Annotated in this window: 17 protein-coding genes; 14 read left to right on the forward strand and 3 right to left on the reverse strand. The window is 53.6% G+C overall.

Features of this window, described 5'->3' with window-relative positions; translation table 11 throughout:
- Positions 1 to 6: 6 nt before the first annotated feature.
- Positions 7 to 1,149 carry an iron-containing alcohol dehydrogenase gene (locus tag F3J31_RS00670; RefSeq protein WP_104948567.1) on the reverse strand — a complete coding sequence of 381 codons (1,143 nt, stop codon included), beginning with the start codon at positions 1,147 to 1,149 and terminating at the stop codon, positions 7 to 9.
- A 173-nt stretch (positions 1,150 to 1,322) separates the two neighbouring features.
- On the opposite strand from F3J31_RS00670, the gene F3J31_RS00675 reads away from it, so the two are divergent.
- The 4 genes from F3J31_RS00675 to F3J31_RS00690 all read left to right on the forward strand — a co-directional run bounded on the left by F3J31_RS00675 (position 1,323) and on the right by F3J31_RS00690 (position 4,846).
- Complete coding sequence (locus F3J31_RS00675) at positions 1,323 to 2,540, forward strand: four-carbon acid sugar kinase family protein (RefSeq protein WP_167210624.1); 1,218 nt, start codon at positions 1,323 to 1,325, stop codon at positions 2,538 to 2,540.
- Positions 2,533 to 3,519 (forward strand): D-threonate 4-phosphate dehydrogenase, encoded by a 987-nt coding sequence (locus F3J31_RS00680; protein WP_063621615.1) that lies wholly within the window; start codon positions 2,533 to 2,535, stop codon positions 3,517 to 3,519. Before F3J31_RS00675 ends, F3J31_RS00680 begins: the two co-directional genes overlap by 8 nt.
- Position 3,520: 1 nt before the next feature.
- Positions 3,521 to 4,282 (forward strand): DeoR/GlpR family DNA-binding transcription regulator, encoded by a 762-nt coding sequence (locus F3J31_RS00685; protein WP_023311787.1) that lies wholly within the window; start codon positions 3,521 to 3,523, stop codon positions 4,280 to 4,282.
- An 81-nt stretch (positions 4,283 to 4,363) separates the two neighbouring features.
- Positions 4,364 to 4,846 (forward strand): GNAT family N-acetyltransferase, encoded by a 483-nt coding sequence (locus F3J31_RS00690; protein WP_024908460.1) that lies wholly within the window; start codon positions 4,364 to 4,366, stop codon positions 4,844 to 4,846.
- On the opposite strand, the gene F3J31_RS00695 is transcribed toward F3J31_RS00690, so the two are convergent.
- Positions 4,800 to 5,678, reverse strand: coding sequence for a LysR family transcriptional regulator (locus F3J31_RS00695; RefSeq protein WP_032674777.1), 879 nt, complete (start codon positions 5,676 to 5,678; stop codon positions 4,800 to 4,802). The two genes, F3J31_RS00690 and F3J31_RS00695, sit on opposite strands and share 47 nt — an antisense overlap.
- A 98-nt stretch (positions 5,679 to 5,776) precedes the next feature.
- On the opposite strand from F3J31_RS00695, the gene sad reads away from it, so the two are divergent.
- The 10 genes from sad (at position 5,777) to F3J31_RS00745 (ending at position 18,680) form a co-directional block, all read left to right on the forward strand.
- Complete coding sequence (gene sad, locus F3J31_RS00700) at positions 5,777 to 7,165, forward strand: succinate-semialdehyde dehydrogenase (protein ID WP_167210627.1); 1,389 nt, start codon at positions 5,777 to 5,779, stop codon at positions 7,163 to 7,165.
- 111 nt (positions 7,166 to 7,276) lie between these two features.
- Complete coding sequence (locus F3J31_RS00705; protein ID WP_167210630.1) at positions 7,277 to 8,866, forward strand: methyl-accepting chemotaxis protein; 1,590 nt, start codon at positions 7,277 to 7,279, stop codon at positions 8,864 to 8,866.
- A gap of 62 nt (positions 8,867 to 8,928) precedes the next feature.
- Positions 8,929 to 9,855, forward strand: coding sequence for a glutaminase B (gene glsB / locus F3J31_RS00710; protein ID WP_045910537.1), 927 nt, complete (start codon positions 8,929 to 8,931; stop codon positions 9,853 to 9,855).
- Positions 9,855 to 10,211, forward strand: coding sequence for a DUF4186 domain-containing protein (locus F3J31_RS00715; protein ID WP_021242499.1), 357 nt, complete (start codon positions 9,855 to 9,857; stop codon positions 10,209 to 10,211). The genes glsB and F3J31_RS00715 overlap by 1 nt, the downstream gene beginning before the upstream one ends.
- A 113-nt stretch (positions 10,212 to 10,324) precedes the next feature.
- Positions 10,325 to 11,764, forward strand: coding sequence for a GGDEF domain-containing protein (locus F3J31_RS00720; RefSeq protein WP_167210633.1), 1,440 nt, complete (start codon positions 10,325 to 10,327; stop codon positions 11,762 to 11,764).
- Positions 11,765 to 11,883: 119 nt separating this feature from the next.
- The gene (locus F3J31_RS00725; protein WP_167210636.1) at positions 11,884 to 12,849 is read left to right on the forward strand and encodes a sensor domain-containing diguanylate cyclase; all 966 of its coding nucleotides are present in this window, start codon (positions 11,884 to 11,886) and stop codon (positions 12,847 to 12,849) included.
- 82 nt (positions 12,850 to 12,931) lie between these two features.
- Positions 12,932 to 13,459 (forward strand): GNAT family N-acetyltransferase, encoded by a 528-nt coding sequence (locus F3J31_RS00730; protein WP_048030473.1) that lies wholly within the window; start codon positions 12,932 to 12,934, stop codon positions 13,457 to 13,459.
- 117 nt (positions 13,460 to 13,576) lie between these two features.
- On the forward strand, positions 13,577 to 15,028 hold the full coding sequence (locus F3J31_RS00735) for a tagaturonate reductase (protein WP_167210639.1): 1,452 nt from the start codon (positions 13,577 to 13,579) through the stop codon (positions 15,026 to 15,028).
- A gap of 391 nt (positions 15,029 to 15,419) precedes the next feature.
- Complete coding sequence (locus F3J31_RS00740) at positions 15,420 to 17,516, forward strand: ATP-binding protein (protein ID WP_167210642.1); 2,097 nt, start codon at positions 15,420 to 15,422, stop codon at positions 17,514 to 17,516.
- Positions 17,517 to 17,765: 249 nt separating this feature from the next.
- Positions 17,766 to 18,680: a bestrophin family protein gene (locus F3J31_RS00745; RefSeq protein WP_167210645.1), complete on the forward strand. Its 915-nt coding sequence runs from the start codon at positions 17,766 to 17,768 to the stop codon at positions 18,678 to 18,680.
- Here the strand turns inward: F3J31_RS00745 and F3J31_RS00750 are convergent.
- Complete coding sequence (locus F3J31_RS00750; protein WP_167210648.1) at positions 18,668 to 19,216, reverse strand: GNAT family N-acetyltransferase; 549 nt, start codon at positions 19,214 to 19,216, stop codon at positions 18,668 to 18,670. The two genes, F3J31_RS00745 and F3J31_RS00750, sit on opposite strands and share 13 nt — an antisense overlap.
- Between the last annotated feature and the right edge of the window lie 120 nt (positions 19,217 to 19,336).

The raw sequence follows: 19,336 nt of genomic DNA on the forward strand, positions 1-19,336 counted from the left end.
TGGCTATTAATGTTGGGGAAACAGTGTCCGGTAAATCGCCTGCACCTCGTCGTGATTAACCTGACAGGGTGCATTGTTCATGAGCCGCTTAACGTTAAGAGCTGCATCACTGAGGGAGGCGATATCTTCACGCGGTACGCCCAGTGTCTCGAGGTTATCCGGCAGGTTGAGTCTGCGAACCAGCGCGGCAAAGTATTCCACCAGCGCGTGGGATTTTTCTTCGTCTGACAGCGACGTATCCGCGCCGGGCACCAAATCCCAGACTTGCGCAAATTTCGTCACGCAGTGGGGACGAACCACGCGCATGCAGGGCGCCAGCAGAATCGCGTTGGCCACCCCGTGAGGCAGGTGATATTTGCCGCCGAGCGGGTAGGACAGGGCGTGAACCAGGTGCGTGCCAGCATGTGCAATGGCGACCCCGCCGTAGTAAGACGCCCACAGCATCTCCAGCTTCGCCAGCAGATTGCCCGGTTCGGCGCAGGCCGTTTCAATGTTGTTGAGCAGCTTAGACAGGCCCATCAGCGCGGCGTTATCGCTAACCGGATTAGCGACCGTTGAGGTGAAACACTCAATCAGATGGCACAGGGCATCAATCCCGGTGGATGAGGCAATGTGTGCGGGCATGCTGGTCGTCAGCTCCGGCAGCAGGGCGACGTAATCGGGCAGGAGGACGGGGGAGATGATGCCCACTTTCGTGCTTTGCTCCGGTATGGCCAGAATGGCATTCGGCGTCGCTTCCGATCCGGTTCCTGCAGTGGCCGGGATCAGCAGTGACGCGATGCGTGCCACCGGTTTTATGCCCGCGAGCAGGTTGTCCAGCCCCGGAGAAAGCGGGTGACAAAGTACTGAAAGCAGTTTGGCTACATCCAGTACGCTACCGCCGCCGAGCCCGACGACCAGCCCAAACGTTCCCTTTAACGTCGAGAGCAGTTGGTTAACGTCGTGATGGGTGGGCTCAGGCGGGACATTGTCGATAATCGTGACGCCGCGCTGGTCCTCTTCGAGGATCGCGCGGATCTGCTTTGCTGCCTCCAGACGCGCAATATTGCCGTCCGTCACCAGCAGGATCTGCGTTTTATCAGTAAGTAATGGCCTGATGGCGGCGATGGCATTCGCCCCGCTAATCAGGGTGCTGTTGATCGTAACCACGCTTTTCTCCTGTCTCTGTATCCATGATTGATTTCGCTCAAGCAAGACGCTTCATGGTCATCGTGTGGCTAAATTTATAATTTATTCGCAAACTGATTAACTTGATCTTGCTCACATATAATCAATCATGATTGAATATAATCATTAACGGGAAAGGCTAACCCGAAGTGGGGATGAAAGTGAGCAATGTGAACAGAGAGGTCGTGGTCGTCGCCGATGACTTTACCGGCGCAAATGATGCCGGTGTCAGCCTGGCGCTGTGCGGCAAAAAAGTCAGCGTGGCGTTTCATACACCGTTTAACCAGGCGAGCGATGTGCTGATCGTTAACACCGATTCCCGGGCGCTGAAGGCATCGGAGGCGGCCGAAAGGGTGGCCGCACTCGGGGCTGAAATCGCGGATGCCCGCTGGCTCATTAAAAAGATGGATTCCACGCTGCGTGGCAATGCGGGAGCCGAATCTCAGGTTCTTAAGGTATTAAGCGGCAGGCGGCAGGTGATCGTGGCGCCGGCATACCCGTCAGCAGGGCGGATCACGCGGTACGGCAGGTGTCTGGTAAACGGCGTTCCGGTGAATGAAACCGAATTTGCCAGCGATCCCAAAACGCCCGTCCCGTCTGCCGCTATTGCTGACCTGTTTACCGGGGTGAGCGCTAAAAGCGTGACCGTGAAAACGCTCACTGCCGAACTTGCCCGAGGAACGGAATGGCTCATCGTGGATGCGCACACCGATGAGGAGATGGACGCCATTATTGATGCCGCGTTGGCCTGCTCACAGACGCCGCTGCTGGTGGGCTCTGCCGGACTATGCGATGCGCTGGCCCGTCATCTGGCTCCGGTCCGGCGTAAACAACTGCTGGCCGTCGTCGGCTCGATGAGTGAGATCGCGCAACGACAGATTGCGCTGGCGGTAAGCCAGGCGGACGTCTCGTCGGTACTCATTGATGTGAATGACGCGCTGCGCGGCGACACGGCCGGGTATCTCGAACAGATTGCGCAGGCGCTTCAGTCTGGCCATCACTGCATTGTGCATACCTGTGCGGGCCACGAGGCCCGGCATCAGGTCGAGCAACTCTGCCAGCAGTATCGCGTCACCCGCGCAGGCCTGGGCGAAAAAATTTGTACGTTTTTAGGCGAACTGACCCGACAGGTGCTTGCGGCGCAGACGCCTGACGCGCTGTACGTCTCCGGTGGCGACGTGGCGATGGCTGTCGCGAGGGCACTGGATGCTCGGGGGTTTGAGATTACCGGGTGCGTCGCACAGTGCGTGCCAGTCGGAAAATTTCTGGGTTGTGGCTGGCAGCAGCCGGTAATGACCAAAGCAGGGGGCTTCGGAAACGAAGAGACGCTGCTTGAGGTGTTGCATTTTATCGAGGAGAGACTGCGTGACTAAAATTATTGCTGTAACCATGGGTGACCCGGCTGGCATTGGCCCGGAAATCATCATCAAATCCCTCACCGAGGGTGAGTTGTCAGGGGCGCCTGTGGTGGTTGTGGGCTGCGCCAGAACGCTGCAGAGGGTGCTTGAGAAAGGAATCACCGGGCAGGCGGATATCCGCACTATCGACACGGTCAGCGGCGCGCGCTTTGCCGCTGGCGTGATTAACGTGCTTGATGAACCGCTGGCCGATCCTGATGCACTGAAGCCGGGTATCGTTCAGGCTGAGGCCGGGGATCTGGCTTATCGCTGCGTGAAGCGTGCTACCGAACTGGCGATGGCGGGTGAGGTGAAGGCGATTGCAACGGCTCCCCTGAATAAAGAGGCGCTGCACCTGGCCGGTCATCTCTATCCGGGTCATACCGAGCTGCTGGCGCATCTGACCGACAGCAAAGATTACGCCATGGTGCTGTATACGGACAAACTGAAGGTGATTCACATCACGACCCACATTGCGTTGCGCAAATTCCTTGATACGCTCAATCAGGATCGGGTAAAAACCGTGATTGGGATTGCGGATAGATTCCTGAAACGCGTCGGCTTTCAACAACCGCGCATTGCGGTTGCCGGCGTTAACCCGCATGCGGGTGAAAACGGCCTGTTTGGCGATGAAGAGATCAAGATTGTCGGCCCGGCTGTCGACGCGATGAAAGCGCAGGGGTTAAACGTCACCGGACCGTGTCCACCGGATACGGTATTTATGCAATGCCACGAAGGAATGTATGACATGGTCGTTGCGATGTATCACGATCAGGGGCATATTCCGCTAAAATTACTCGGCTTTTATGACGGGGTGAATATCACCGCTGGCTTGCCGTTTATCCGTACCTCTGCGGACCACGGTACCGCATTCGATATTGCCTGGACCGGCAAAGCGAAGTCTGAGAGCATGACGGTGTCTATCCAGTTGGCTATGCAAATTACACGGGAATGATATGAAGGGATATAACCGGTTAGAGCAGATAATGGATTACCTGAAAGGGCACAATCTGGTGACGGTGGATCAGCTGGTGGCAATTACCGATGCCTCTCCGGCGACGATCCGCAGGGATTTGATAAAGCTCGATCAGGAAGGTGTCATTAGCCGTACCCATGGCGGCGTTACCCTTAACCGGTTTATTCCTTCCCAGCCCACAACGCATGAAAAAATGCAGCGCAGTCTGGCAGAAAAACACGCCATCGCCAGCGCGGCGGCAAGCTTTGTTAAAGCGGGCGACGCCATTGTGCTCGATGCTGGCACCACGATGATTGAACTCGCTCGCCAACTTACGCATCTGCCGCTTCGCGTCATCACCAGCGACTTGCACATCGCGCTGTTTCTCTCGGAATTCCGTCAGATTGAAGTGACGATAATTGGCGGGCGTATTGATGATTCAAGTCAGTCCTGCATCGGTGAGCACGGGCGTCGCTTGCTGCAGAACGTGTGGCCAGACGTGGCTTTCGTTAGCTGTAACGGATGGGATATCACCCGCGGCATTACCTCACCAACGGAAGAGAAGGCTGCCTTAAAGCGGGATCTGATTGCCAATGCAAAACGTCGCGTGCTGCTGGCGGACAGTTCCAAGTACGGAGCCTGGTCATTATTTAACGTGGCGCATCTTAATACCCTGACGGATATCGTCACGGACAGCAGGCTGGACGAAGCGACACAGGCCGGGTTGAGGGCGTTAGATGTCCAGTTGACGCTGGCGTCATGACATAAGTTAATACTATGAAGCACCCTGGCAGGCCTGCGCTATGTTGAAATTTAGCCTCATAAAAAAAGCAAGGAGCCTGCCATGTATTCCATTACCTCTGAATCTGCACGTCACCCGGACATTCTTAGCCTGATCGCGGCGCTTGACCGCTATCAGAGCGAACTCTATCCCGCTGAAAGTAATCATCTGCTCGATCTGGCTGCGCTGCCGGAAGCCTCGCTGATCCTGATGATCATTCGCGACCAGCAGCTTCAGGCCGTTGGCTGTGGCGCTATCGTGCTCAACGGCGACGGTACGGGTGAGATGAAGCGGGTCTATATTGACCCGGCCCATCGTGGCCAGCACCTGGGAGAGACGCTGCTGGCCGCCCTGGAAGATGAAGCTCTGAGCCGTCATTGCCATACGGTACGGCTGGAGACGGGCATCAAGCAGCATGCCGCGGTGCGTCTTTATGAACAGTGCGGATACGATTTGCGCCCGGCGTTTGCCCCGTACGTTGACGATCCGCTCAGCCTGTTTATGGAGAAGGCGCTGGTTGAAGACGTTCGTTTAGCAGCGCTATAAAGGCCTCCAGCTGGCGGGTCATCGCCCCGCGTCGCCACACCAGCCAGGTGGTGAGCCAGCGCCAGTTTTCTGCCAGCGGCCAGGCTTCCACCTGATGATGCCCAGGCATACTCTCCAGCATCGAGCGCGGCATCAGCGCGATGCCCGCGCCCGCAATAACGCAGGCGAGCATGCCGTGATAGGACTCCATCTCATGAATGCGGCCGGGCGCGGCGCGGTCAGCGTGAAACCAGCTCTCCAGGTGTCGGCGATACGAGCAGTTGGCGCGAAAGGCATACACGTCGCTGCCGCTGACCTGCGCGGCGCGCGTCACCTCCACATGCCCGGCAGGCGTGACCAGCATCATCTCTTCCCGGTAGACCGGCATTCCTTCCAGCTCCGGGTGCGACAGCGGCCCGTCGACGAAGGCGGCGCTGAGTGTTCCCTCCAGTACGCCATCAATCATCGTCCCGGATGGCCCGGTCGAAAGGGCAAACTGAATGCGCGGATAGCGCTGGTTAAACTGTGCCAGCGTTTCCGGAATGCGCACGGCGGCGGTACTTTCCAGTGCGCCGAGGGCAAATAACCCCTGCGGCTCATCCCCCGCGACAACCATGCGCGCTTCATCCACCAGCGCGAGGATCTGCTTGCTGTAGCGCAGGAAGTTATGGCCAGCCGGGGATAAACGCAAACGCTGGTTCTCACGAATAAACAGCTCAACACCCAGATCGGCTTCCAGCTGACGAATGCGGGTCGTCAGGTTAGACGGCACGCGATGCACCTTTTGCGCCGCCTGGGTGATACTGCCCGTCAGCGCGACGGCGTTAAACATCTCAAGCTGGGTTAAATCCATAATGTTCTCGTTTCGTGAATAAGGTGGTTAGTATTATTCATTTTTAAGAAATAGCAGAGTGGGCCACAATTAATCAACCGAAAAACGTGGAGAACACCATGACTTATTCCTCTGCTACACATGCCTTCTCTGTCAACCCGGCCACGGGTGAAACCCTCGCCGCGTATCCATGGGCGACGCCGGAACAGGTTGAACGCGCGATTTCTCAGTCCGACGCGGGCTATCGCCAGTGGCGTCGCGAAAGCGTCTCCCACCGGGCGCAAAAGCTGCGCGATCTTGGTGCCGCGCTGCGTTGTCGCGCTGAAGAGATGGCGCAGACGATCTCCCGTGAAATGGGCAAACCTATTCAGCAGGCGCGGGCGGAAGTGGCGAAATCCGCTGGCCTGTGCGACTGGTACGCCGAGCACGGCCCGGCGATGCTGCGTGCGGAACCCACGCAGGTGGAAAACCAGAACGCGGTTATTGAATACCGTCCGCTGGGGCCGATCCTCGCGGTAATGCCGTGGAACTTCCCGCTCTGGCAGGTGCTGCGCGGCGCGGTACCGATTCTGCTGGCAGGGAACAGCTATCTGCTCAAACACGCGCCCAACGTGCTCGGCTCGGCGGATCTTATCGCGCAGATTTTTGCGGATGCGGGTTTCCCTGAAGGCGTGTTCGGCTGGGTGAATGCCACCAACGACGGCGTCAGCCAGGCGATTAACGATCGTCGTATTGCGGCGGTGACCGTCACCGGCAGCGTGCGTGCCGGGGCCGCCATTGGTGCTCAGGCGGGGGCCGCGCTGAAGAAATGCGTTCTTGAACTGGGCGGCTCAGACCCGTTCATCGTTCTCAACGATGCCGACCTGGATCTTGCCGTGAAGGCGGCGGTAGCAGGCCGCTACCAGAATACCGGACAGGTGTGCGCGGCGGCAAAACGCTTCATTGTGGAAGAAGGTATTGCGGGCACCTTTACCCAACGCTTTGTCGATGCGGTTGCGGCCCTGAAGCTGGGTGCGCCGGACCAGGAAGAAAACTATCTGGGCCCGATGGCGCGTTTCGATCTGCGCGATGAACTGCATCAGCAGGTACAGGCGACGCTGGCAGAAGGGGCAACGCTGCTGCTGGGCGGTGAGAAAATCAGCGGCGAGGGGAATTATTATGCGCCAACCGTGCTGGCGAATGTCACCCCGTCGATGACGGCGTTCCGTCAGGAGCTGTTTGGGCCGGTCGCGGCCATTACGGTTGCGAAAGACGCGGAGCACGCCCTGATGCTGGCCAACGACAGCGATTTTGGTCTGTCAGCCACGGTCTTTACCGCCAGTGATGCGCTGGCAGAGACCTTCTCCCGCGAGCTGGAGTGCGGTGGGGTGTTTATCAACGGCTTTAGCGCCAGCGATGCGCGCGTAGCCTTTGGCGGTGTGAAGAAAAGCGGCTTTGGCCGCGAGCTTTCCCACTTTGGCTTGCACGAGTTCTGTAATGCGCAGACGGTGTGGAAGGATCGCGTGTAATCCTTAATTTCGGCCCTCATCGCGAGGGCCGTTGTCACTATTCTGCAATGGTTCTGTCATTTTCATTTCGTAGACTCGCTCGCGTCTAACGCATTGTAAATGAAGCTAATTATGAACCTAACGCAAATTTTTCGCCGTATTGCGCAGCGTCTCACCCCCCGTCACTTTGGCCTGCTGACGGGTATCTTTTGCATCATTGGCCTTTTCTCCGCGCTGCAGCTCTCCTCGTCACTTCTGCTTAATGCCTCCCTGAACGAAGCCCAGCGCAACGAGCAGCACAACCTGTTGGCCTGGCAGCAGCAGAGCAAGCTGGATTTGGCTCGCGTCTCTCTGCTGGCCGCAAGCGATCTCCTTAACCGCTCCGGCGTCTGGTTTATGCAGGATAAAGAGACCGGCTCAGACGGAAGCTGGCATAGCCTGATGGATGACGCGCAAAAGGCGCTGACGGTTTCGCAGCAGGCATGGAAGGCCTGGCTGGCACTGAATCCGCCGAAAGACGACGCGCTGGTGAACAGCTATCAACTTTTCTACGGTGCGATCAAAGAGCAGGCGGAAGGTCTGGTCAAAACCAACACCATTGACGCTTTTTTTGCCGTCCCGGCGCAGGCGTTTCAGACGGATTTTAACGACAACTATGCGCGCTATCAGCAGGCAAGCGAGAAGCAGGCGATGCAGGGGCGTCAGAGCCTCATGGCGCAGCTCTCCGACCTGCAAACGTTATTCCTGTTTGCCCCGGTGCTGTTAGTCGCCATCGCCGCTGTCGTCTGGTTCGGTATGTCCCGATGGGTGATTACACCGCTGCGTCGGCTCATCGCGCATATCAACCGGCTGGCAGCAGGGGATCTCTCCGGCACGCCGCCGAACGTTATGCGCTTCAATCGCGAGATTGGGCAGCTTAGCGACAGTATTGCCACGATGCAGCTTGGCCTGCAGCAGCTGGTGACGCAGGTCAGCTATGCCACGGCGACCATGGTGGAGAACATTGATGCCCTGGCACAGGGTAACCAGAAGCTGTATCAGCAGTCGGCACGCCAGGCGAAAGAGCTTGAGGATGTGACGGCGCATATTGCGGCGCTCGAAAGCCACGTTGAAGGCAATACCGGGTATGCCAGACTCGCCAGCGCCCGGGCCGATGAAGCGCGCCAGGCAGCCGTGGGGGGAGACCAGATGATGTCGACCGTAAACGCGTCCATGCAGGCGATCGTCGAGCGATCGTCAGAGATGCGCGGGATCGTGGCGATGATCGACAGCGTGGCGTTTCAGACGAACATCCTGGCGCTGAATGCCGCCATTGAGGCGGCCCATGCCGGAAATCAGGGGCGCGGATTTGCCGTCGTTGCCCGGGAGGTTGGGCTGCTGGCCAGAAAGAGCAGCCACTCAACGCAGACCATTCAGGAGCTGATCAACCGCTCGGTGCAGGGGATTGAAGACGGTTCTCGTGCCGTCACCCTGATGGAAGAGAATCTGCAGCAGGTCACCGGTCTGGTGGGCAATTTAAGCAGTTTGCTTAATGAGATCTCCACCGCCACGCTCAGCCAGGGAGACAGTATTCACCAGATGACGCGTCAGCTTCAGGCGCTGAACCAGGTCTCCCGTCAGACGGATTTGCTGGTCTCTGACGCCTCGGATGCTTCTGAACGTCTGCAAAAGCAATCCGATCTTTTATTGCAGGCCGTTTCGCGTTTTCGTCTTAGCGCCTGACGCAATACATAAGCCTCTGTTATACTCGCAGCCCGTTTTAGCCTGAGGGCAAGGAGCAAAGTGTGGCTGCGGTCATCCATAATGAGATGTTGGACGAGATTCTGGCGCAGGTTCGTCCGTTAATTGGAAAGGGGAAGGTTGCCGACTATATTCCGGCCCTTGCCTCGGTCAGCGGGAATAAGCTGGGCATTGCTATCTGTACCATCGACGGACAGCGATACCAGGCAGGGGATGCAACAGAACGTTTTTCCATTCAGTCCATTTCGAAAGTGCTCAGTCTGGTTGCGGCGATGCGCCAGTATGAAGAAGACGAGATCTGGCAGCGGGTGGGCAAAGATCCGTCCGGCCAGCCTTTTAACTCGCTGCTTCAACTCGAGATAGAACAGGGTAAACCGCGAAATCCCTTTATTAACGCCGGTGCGCTGGTGGTCTGCGATATGCTGCAAAGCCGCCTCAGTGCGCCGCGTCAGCGTATGCTGGAGATCGTGCGCCAGCTTTCGGGCGTCGACGACATTGCCTACGATCCGGTGGTGGCCCGCTCGGAATTCGAACACTCCGCCCGCAACGCGGCCATCGCGTGGCTGATGAAATCCTTCGGCAATTTCCATAACGACGTGGCGACCGTCCTGCAAAACTACTTCCATTACTGCGCTCTGAAGATGAGCTGCGTTGAGCTGGCTCAGACGTTCCTGTTCCTGGCGCATCAGGGGCACGCGCCGCATCTCGATCAGGAGGTGGTTTCACCTCTGCAGGCACGCCAGGTTAACGCGCTGATGGCGACCAGCGGGATGTATCAAAACGCCGGCGAGTTTGCCTGGCGCGTTGGTCTCCCGGCTAAATCGGGCGTCGGTGGCGGAGTCGTGGCTATTGTGCCGCATGAAATGGCGATTGCGGTCTGGAGCCCGGAGCTGGATGAAACCGGAAATTCGCTTGCCGGTGTGGCGGTTCTGGAGAAACTGACCCAGCGTATGGGACGTTCAGTCTACTGATGTCTGACCTGGATCCTCTTTTTTCCCGTCTGGCGCGATCGACGTTTCGCTCGCGCTTTCGCTTAGGCGATAAGGAACGGCAGTACTGCTGGGACAAAGGACCGGATACCATTGACCAGCATGCCGCGGATTTTGTCGAAAAGCGTCTTGCCCCTGCACAACCTGCAAACGACGGGAAACAGACGCCCATGCGCGGTCACCCGGTGTTTATCGCCCAGCATGCTACCGCCACCTGTTGTCGGGGCTGCCTGGCAAAATGGCATAATATCCCACACGGTGTTCAGCTCACCGCGCAGCAGCAGCAGTATATCGTCAGCGTTATTCACCACTGGTTGGTACTGCAGATGAACGCCTAAATTTGACGAGTTATGATCCCGCTGTATTTGTGTTATAGATGCATCTTAAGTGAGCTCCGATCATGCTGACGACCGCAATAATTGCCATAAGCTTTCATATGGAATGATATTTAATGCGTTCTGCTCTTACCGCTTTCAGACCGTTCCAGCCTGACACGCCGCTGCGAAATGCATCGACGATCTTTATCCTCACCACCTTGTTCTATTTTGTGGGCGCGGAATTACGTCTCGTGGAGGCCTTGTCGCTGTTCTGGCCACTCAATGGCGTGATGGCAGGGATCTTTGCCCGATATGTTTTCCTGAATCGCCTGCATTACTATGCGGTATCCTATGTCGCGATGCTGTTGTACGACGCGGTCACGACCAGCTGGGGGATGGCCTCCGTGGTAATCAACCTGTCTAACATGGTCTTTATCGTCGTTGTGGCCGTGCTGGTTCAGCGTGATAAGCGGCTGATGAAGAAAACCCCCGATCCGCTTAACGCATTACGCCTGTTCAACTACTGTCTGATCGCCGCGCTGCTATGCGCGTTGCTCGGCGCGGTAGGTTCGGTCGGGATTGACAGTCATACGTTCTGGCCGTTGTTCGCCGACTGGTTTAGCGAGCAGTTCTCAACCGGCGTGCTTGTTGTGCCGTGTATGCTCACGCTGGGCATGCCCGTGCGCGAATTCAGGTTGCGTCTGGAGCAACTGTTACCGGTTATTGCGCTAATTGTCTCGGTGGTCGCGTCGGTGGTGATTGGCGGAGCAGGGAGCCTCTCTTTTCCTCTGCCTGCACTTATCTGGTGTGCCGTACGCTACCCATTGCCTGTGACCTGCTTGCTGACGTTTATGACGGGCGCCATTGAAATTATTCTGGTCGCCAACTCGGTGATTAATATTGCCGTGGCGACGCCGTTTACCACCCCAATGATGTTTTCTGCCCGGCTGGGTATTGCCACGATGGCGATCTGTCCGGTGATGGTCTCCGTCAGCATGGCTGCCATTAATTCCCTGATCCGTCAGGTTTCCCTGCGGGCGGATTATGACTTCTTAACGCATGTTTACTCGCGTTCCGGGCTTTATGAGGCGTTAAAACACGAAGAGACGCACCGGCACTCACGTTTTCTGACCGTCATGCTGCTGGATATCGATTACTTCAAAAGCATTAATGATAACTATGGTCACGAGTGTGGTGACCGCGTGCTGGCGTCATTTGCCAGACAGGTTCAACAGGTTGTCGGCGAAGACGGCATGGTTGCGCGAATGGGCGGGGAAGAGTTCGCGGTGGTGGTAAACTCTGGTAATGCGCAAAACGGTTATGAACTGGCGGAGCGTATCAGAACCACTGTCGCCAGCCATCCTTTTACGTGGCGCCACCAGACGCTCTATCTGACGGTCAGTATTGGCCTCGGAAGCGGAAAGTCTGAGTCATGGCAGTTGACCGAGGTCTTCAACACGTTGATGACCGAAGCGGACGATCATCTTTATCGTTCAAAAAAAGCGGGTCGAAATCGTACCAGTGCCCGGATGTCGGACGAGCAGGTTGCCGCGACCTCCGGGAGTGAAATATAGCTGCGTTAATCGTCATAAGGCATTGACGTGAATAGCAAGCGGCTTAACAGGATGTTCGAACACTGACAATGTCTCTGTTTAAGCTACGCTTTTAGTAACGCTTTACGTCAGGAGACATTATGAAAGCACCTGCAACCCCTGAAAATGAAACAGACAGACTGAACTCGCTGCGCGAATCCGGTTTGCTTGAGATAGACAGCTCCCCGGCGTTTGACCGGTTAACACGTCTGGCAAAGCGCTTCTTCCAGGTGCCGCTGGCGATGGTCAATCTGATTGATGAGCATTCACTTATTGTGAAGTCGGCCGACGGGCAGGCACCCAATTCCGTACCGCGTAACATTTCGTTTTGTGGCCATACGATCCTCACCGAAGCACCGCTGGTGGTGGGGGATATGCTGCAGGACGATCGTTTTGCGGATAATCCGCTGGTGGCCGGTGAACCTCGCGTGCGTTTTTACGCGGGCTTCCCGCTGCGCCTGCGTGACGGCGCGAGCGTGGGCTCGCTCTGCCTGATTGACTACGCGCCCAGGGAGTTTTCAGCGGCCGATCTCGCCGTGCTGGGGGATCTTGGCGCGCTGGCAGAAGATGAGTTTGCCGCTATCAGCGCGGCGACAACGGATGAATTAACGGGTTTATTCAACCGTCGGGGCTTTAATCAGCTGGTGCGGTTCACGCTTTCTGTTGCCCGGCGCCGGGCTGAGCCGCTCACGCTCGGCTGGCTGGATTTGGATCGCTTTAAGGAGATTAACGATCGCTACGGGCATGAAGAGGGCGATAAGGCGCTGAAAGTCATGGCGCAACTGATGCGTGCTTCTTTCCGTGAAGCGGATCTGCTGGTGCGTTTTGGCGGGGACGAGTTCGCCGTGCTGTTTGCGGATACCGACGAGCAGGGCGCCTGGATAGCCATGCAGTATCTCGCTGAGCAGGTGGAACACTATAACGCCCGCAAGCTGCATCTCTGGTCGCTTCAGTTCTCATGGGGGCTTAGCGAATTCGATCATAACGGCAACGACCTGCAGCAGTGGTTAAAAGATGCCGATGAAAAGATGTACGCCATGAAACAGCAGCGCCAGCGCGCCCGGTGACATAACAAAAGCCTATGTCCGATCCGCTTGCGTTAATAAGTTGTTAAATACAAAGTGAGTGTATTCAACGTAAGGAAAAACAATGAATACCTCACTGCAAATCAAAAATCTCACCCGGGAAGAGATCCTCACCCATCTTGATGCGCTGGCCGGGATCCTCGAAAACTGCGTAAACGGCGGGGCATCCGTCAGCTTTATGCTTCCTTATGGCCTGGATAAGGCCCGTATTTTCTGGCGCGGTATTGCCGAAAGCGTCGCGCGTGGCGAGCGACTGGTGCTTGCCTGCGTCGATGCGCAGGACGGCGTCATCGGAACGGTGCAGCTGATCACAGATCAGCCGGAAAACCAGCCGCATCGCGCCGATGTGGCGAAGCTGCTGGTCCACGAGAAAGCGCGCCGGAAAGGGGCCGCGATGGCATTGATGGAAGCGCTGGAAGCTGAGGCCAGAGCCAGAGAGATTTCGGTGCTGGTGCTCGATACCTCCACCGGCAGCGGGGCCGAGACCTTCTACCAGCGTGCTGGCTGGCAAAAGGTTGGTGAGATCCCGCGCTATGCCCTGATGCCGGACGGTGCCATGACATCCACGTCCGTGTTTTATAAGTTCTTATAATTTTTCTGCACAACTACGCGACGTATTGATCAAAACAGGGTTTCTGGTCGTTAAGTTTTGATAAGTTATCGTACCAATCTTATCAGGCTGTATGACTAATCATAAAAGGAACCTCTTGTGAACACGCTCAACCGTCGCGATTTTCCCGGTGCTTTGTATCCCGAACGCATCATTCAGTTTGGTGAAGGCAATTTCCTGCGCGCGTTTGTCGACTGGCAAATTGACCTGTTAAACGAACATACCGATCTTAACGCCGGCGTGGTTATCGTCCGTCCGATTCAGAGCGACTTCCCGCCGTCACTGAATACGCAGGACGGTCTCTATACCACGCTCATTCGCGGTCTGAATGAGAAGGGAGAGGCGGTGAGCACAAGCCGGCTTATCCGCTCCGTTAACCGGGAAATCGACGTCTACGGCCAGTATGATGCGTTCCTGAAGCTGGCACACAATCCGGATATGCGCTTTGTTTTCTCGAATACCACCGAAGCGGGTATCAGCTACCACGAGGGTGACCGGTTCGACGATGCCCCTGCGGTGAGCTATCCGGCGAAGCTGACACGTCTGCTGTTTGAGCGCTTTAGCCACTTCAACGGTGCGGCTGACAAGGGCTGGATCATCATTCCCTGCGAGTTGATTGACTACAACGGTGACGCACTGCGTGAACTCGTCTTGCGCTATGCGCAGGAGTGGGCGCTGCCCGCCGCCTTTATTCAGTGGCTCAATGACGCCAACAGCTTCTGCTCGACGCTGGTTGACCGTATCGTGACGGGGTATCCACGTGACGAAGCGGCTGCGCTTGAAGCTGAGCTGGGTTATCACGATGGGTTCCTGGACACGGCCGAACACTTCTATCTGTTTGTTATTCAGGGACCTGCATCCCTTGCCCGCGAACTTCGTCTGGATAAGTACCCGCTAAATGTACGGATTGTCGACGACATCAGGCCCTACAAAGAACGCAAGGTTGCCATTCTGAACGGGGCGCATACGGCGCTGGTGCCGGTCGCCTTCCAGGCCGGGCTGGATACGGTAGGCGAGGCGATGAATGATGCGGAGATCTGCGCGTTCGTCGAAAAAGCAATTTATCAGGAGATCATTCCGGTCCTCGATTTGCCGCGTAACGAGCTGGAATCTTTCGCCAGTGCGGTGACTGGGCGTTTTCGTAACCCTTACATCAGACACCAGCTGCTTTCCATTGCGCTTAACGGTATGACCAAATACCGTACCCGCATCCTGCCGCAGCTGCTGGCAGGGCATAAGGCAACGGAGCAATTACCGGCACGTCTGACGTTTGCCTTAGCCGCGTTGATCGCGTTCTACCGCGCGGAGCGTAACGGGGAGAGCTATCCGGTGCAGGATGATGCGTGCTGGCTGGAATGCTATCAGCAGCTCTGGGCGCAGCACCGCGATCGGCAGTTGAGCACCCGTGAGCTGGTGCAGTCGGTGCTCAGCGCACGCGAACACTGGGAGCAGGACTTGACGCAGGTAAGCGGTCTTGTCGACCAGGTCACGCTGGACCTTGATGCCATTCTGCTGAAGGGCATGCGCGCTGCGGTTAAACCGCTTTGCTGATGTTCATGCCCGGTTTAAGCCGGGCAAAGTTGATTCTAAAAATTACCTAAATGCATTCAAGATTGACTAATGCGTTGCTGGATCATGAAAAACTCAGTTACATCAATTTGATGTTTGTTAAAACTTCAGTACTCATTATGTTTGTTGACTAGCCTGCATAGAAGATGTTGCGTATTACGGCGGAAGAGGCTAATGTCAATATTGACATACACAGGCGAATTTTAGAACGCGTTATACAGGAATCTTTGTATGCTGTGGACGTTACTAGCTAGTTCGATGTCATGTTTAATTTATGATATGATAATGAAGCAAAACCATAATTATGATTGGTTATATTTATATAAGTTTTGGTCAAGACAATAAATATAATTTACTTACATGAAGGTTGAATATGGATTTAAATATCACTTCAAAATCTAACCCTTTCGGTGATACAACAGCAGAAAATGATAAGGTAATGCTCAGTAGTGCATTCATTGAAACTGCTGATTTCAGAACGCTGATTGAAACAGATGATCGTACTGTTGTCGTCGGTAGACGTGGAACAGGAAAAAGCGCTTTATTCATCCAATTAAATGAGCACTGGAAAAAAGACAAAAAAATATTAATACTTAGCTTTTCGCCAGATGACACTCAAATTATTGGTTTTCGATCAATGTTGAAACCCTTTACTGGTTCATTCAATTTGTCAAGAGCGGCTACAAGATTGCTTTGGAAATATGCAATGCTAATGGAAATCGCGTCGTATATTTCTTCGCATTATAAATTAGCATCTCAAATTACAACTGAAGTTTTATTGAACGAGCATTTAAAAAAATGGAACTCAGTTCATGGTGATATTTTAAGGAAGTGTAGGCTCGTTGCAAAAGAGTATCTCGATGAAACTAATCCTGAAGAATCCATTGGAGACCTTCAGTTTAATCTAAACATTTCCGAGGTTGAAAATAAAATAACATCTCTCTTGGAGAGATCTGACAGAAAGGTTGTGATATTAATGGATAAGCTCGATGAGGCCTATGAGCCTGATAACATCGGGATAGGAATAATAGCAGGTCTTGCATATGCATCTATAGAACTTAATCAAAAATCAAAATACATCAGACCAATTATTTTTCTAAGAGACAATATATTCAGGGCGTTATCAAAAGAGGATCCTGATTATTCTCGGAATATAGAAGGACAGGTAATAAGATTGCATTGGGATTGGGCGCAATTACTCATGTTATCAGCTAAGAGAATGAAAGTTGCTTTTAATCTTGATATTGAAAAAGATCAACGAGTTTGGGATAGATGTACAGCTGATGATCTTAAAGGTAGAGGCGGATTTAAGCGATGCTTGCAGTTCACGCTTTATCGTCCGAGGGATTTGCTATCACTGTTGAATGAGGCTTTCTTTGCAGCCTTTAGAGAAAATAGAGATACAATCATCAATGCTGATCTTGAATATGCGGCCAGATCTATTTCTATGGCTAGACTTGAAGATCTGTGGAAAGAATATCAAAAAATATTCCCTTCGATACAAATCATAACAAGTTCATTCCGTAACATTGAACCAGAACTTACAGTCTACACTTGCTTGAGAAAAATTGAGGCTTGCTTCCAAATTATTGAAGAGAATGGCGATCCTAAAATAACATCCGAAATTAAGCTATTAAAGGCTAGCGGAATACTCCAAAGCTTGTATAGCGTAGGTTTTATAGGAATTCGTGATAAAAATACTTCAGCCTACTCTTTTTGTCATGATGGCAGAACTCCGGATAAAGGTTTTGAAAATGATGAAAAACTATTAATACATCCGTGCTATTGGCTTGGTCTTAATCTTAATCGTAATGCATTGGCTCCTGAGGAAGCTGAAGAAATCAATGATGAATACGATATAAACATTGTATCTGACACTCCCGCTATTAGAAATAAAAATATCGGACAAATAACTTCGCACTTAGATCAAATCCCGAGTGGTAACGACGGTGCAAATGAATTCGAGCAATGGTGTTTAGATGCACTAAGAATTGTTTTCGCATCTCATCTTACTGATATAAAGCCTCATCCAAATGGTAATGCCGTACAAAGAAGAGATATCATAGGTACCAATGGTGGTAAGTCTGATTTTTGGAAACGAGTACTTGAAGATTATAAGGTGAGGCAAGTGGTGTTTGATGCTAAAAACTTTGAAGAATTAGGACCATCTGAGTATAGACAGATGCAATCATATCTTACAGGACCATATGGTAAGTTAGGTTTCATAGTAAATAGAGAAGAAAGTGAAGTATTGAAGTCAGGAAAAGATTTGGATTGGACGAAAGAAATGTACCAATCTCACAATGTGTTAATAATAAAGTTGCCGGCGAAGTATATCTCAAAACTGTTACAAAAATTAAGAAATCCTGAAAAACATGATGCTATCGATAGTCAAATGGGAAAACTGTTAACTTTATATGAAACTTCATACATGGCGATAAAGAGTACTCAAAAGAAAAGACGAAAATAATATCGTCATGGTTTAGAAGGGGCGTTAAAGTCCCTATAAATCAAATAATTACAGCATCATACATTGTCAATATATTAATTAACATTTTTTAGTTACAACATACTACCATGCATTGTTTTTAAAAAGCACATGCAGCACTGTGCGGATGTCGCTAATCAGGGGAGAAAATGCAATGTCCCGTTAACAAGCTTGCAACGGTGACGGGGATCTCGTTTAATAGCCTCGCTCTTTTCTTTCCTGAAACTCACTATGATCGTTCGTCCTAAACAGCACTGGCTACAACTGATTTTTGTCTGGCACGGTTCGGTACTGCCTAAGATCTATACCCGATTGCTGCTCAATTTCCTGCTTTCTATTGCCGTTATTCTGATGTTGCCGTGGTATACCTCGCTGGGCATCAAATTTACCGTGGCGCCATTCAGCATTCTCGGCGTGGCGATCGCTATCTTTTTGGGTTTCCGAAACAACGCCTGTTATTCACGCTACGTTGAGGCTCGTCTGCTCTGGGGGCAGTTGATGATAGCGGCACGCTCGCTGTTTCGCGAGGTAAAAAACACCTTGCCTGACGATAAGCACCTTGGCGAATTCGTGCGACTGCAGATTGCTTTTGCCAACTGCCTGCGGATGACCCTGCGCCGGGAGCTGAACGCAGAGCAACTCTCTCGCTATCTTTCTCCGGATGATTTACGTCAGGTGATGAAGGCCAGTGCGCCCGCGAACCGTATTTTACTGATCATGGGGGAGTGGCTGGCCGTGAGGCGACGTAACGGGCAACTCTCAGACATCCTGTTTCACAGCCTGAATAACCGTCTGAATGATATGTCCATCGTCCTGTCCGGCTGCGAGCGCATTGCGACCACGCCGGTACCGTTTGCCTACACGCTGATTTTGCACCGTACGGTCTATCTGTTCTGCATCATGCTGCCGTTTGCGCTGGTTGTGGATCTGCATTACATGACGCCCTTTGTCTCGGCGCTGATTTCATACACCTTTATCTCGCTGGACACCCTGGCGGAAGAGCTGGAAGAGCCGTTTGGCACAGAAGATAACGACCTGCCGCTGGACGCCATCTGCAACATGATGGAACGCGATCTGCTGCAGATGAACGACGAAGAGAATATTCCGGAAAGGCTGGTGCCGGATAAGCACTATCAGCTGACCTGACGGGCGTTCCACTCGTCGCGGGTGATCTCCCACAGCTCGGAGTCCAGCATCCCGCTGACGTAGGCTTTCTTCTCCGTCCTGATAAGCCGCATGCCGCTACTGTCTGAAATACGACGGGATCGGCTGTTAGCAGCGGCCTTCGGGGCCCGCAAAACGGATTTGTTTAGCGTGTTGAACCAGTAATCCGTCGCGGCAATGCTGGCTTCGCGCATAAATCCCTGACCCTGGAACTCCGGCGCGAGCCAGAACCCGCGGTTGTTATCCTCGACGTCGTACAGGCAAATAATGCCCATCAATTCATCCGGCACCTCACGTCGCCGGATGCTCCAGAACCAGGCAATCCCTTTCGCCATATCCGGCAGCGCCACCTTGTTGACATAGTTTTCCGCGCCGTTATCCGGATAGGGCCAGGGCACGGAAGAGACCATATAGCGGACAATCTCCCAGCGCGGATACAGCGTTTGTATCTGGACGGCATCTTCCGCTACCAGCGGTTTCAGCAGTAAACGTTCTGTCGTGAGCGTCGGTATCGTCATGCGCGGATCTCCCTATTTAGGCGTTATGCTTTTGTTTGCGTTCTGGTATTTTCATCTCTATCACATTCTGTTGAGACGTGCTGTGGTCATTCACTACCAAAGATGGGTTGCATCTCTAAT

Origin of the sequence: Enterobacter sp. Acro-832, assembly GCF_011752745.1 — a bacterium.
Taxonomy (GTDB): domain Bacteria; phylum Pseudomonadota; class Gammaproteobacteria; order Enterobacterales; family Enterobacteriaceae; genus Enterobacter; species Enterobacter quasiroggenkampii.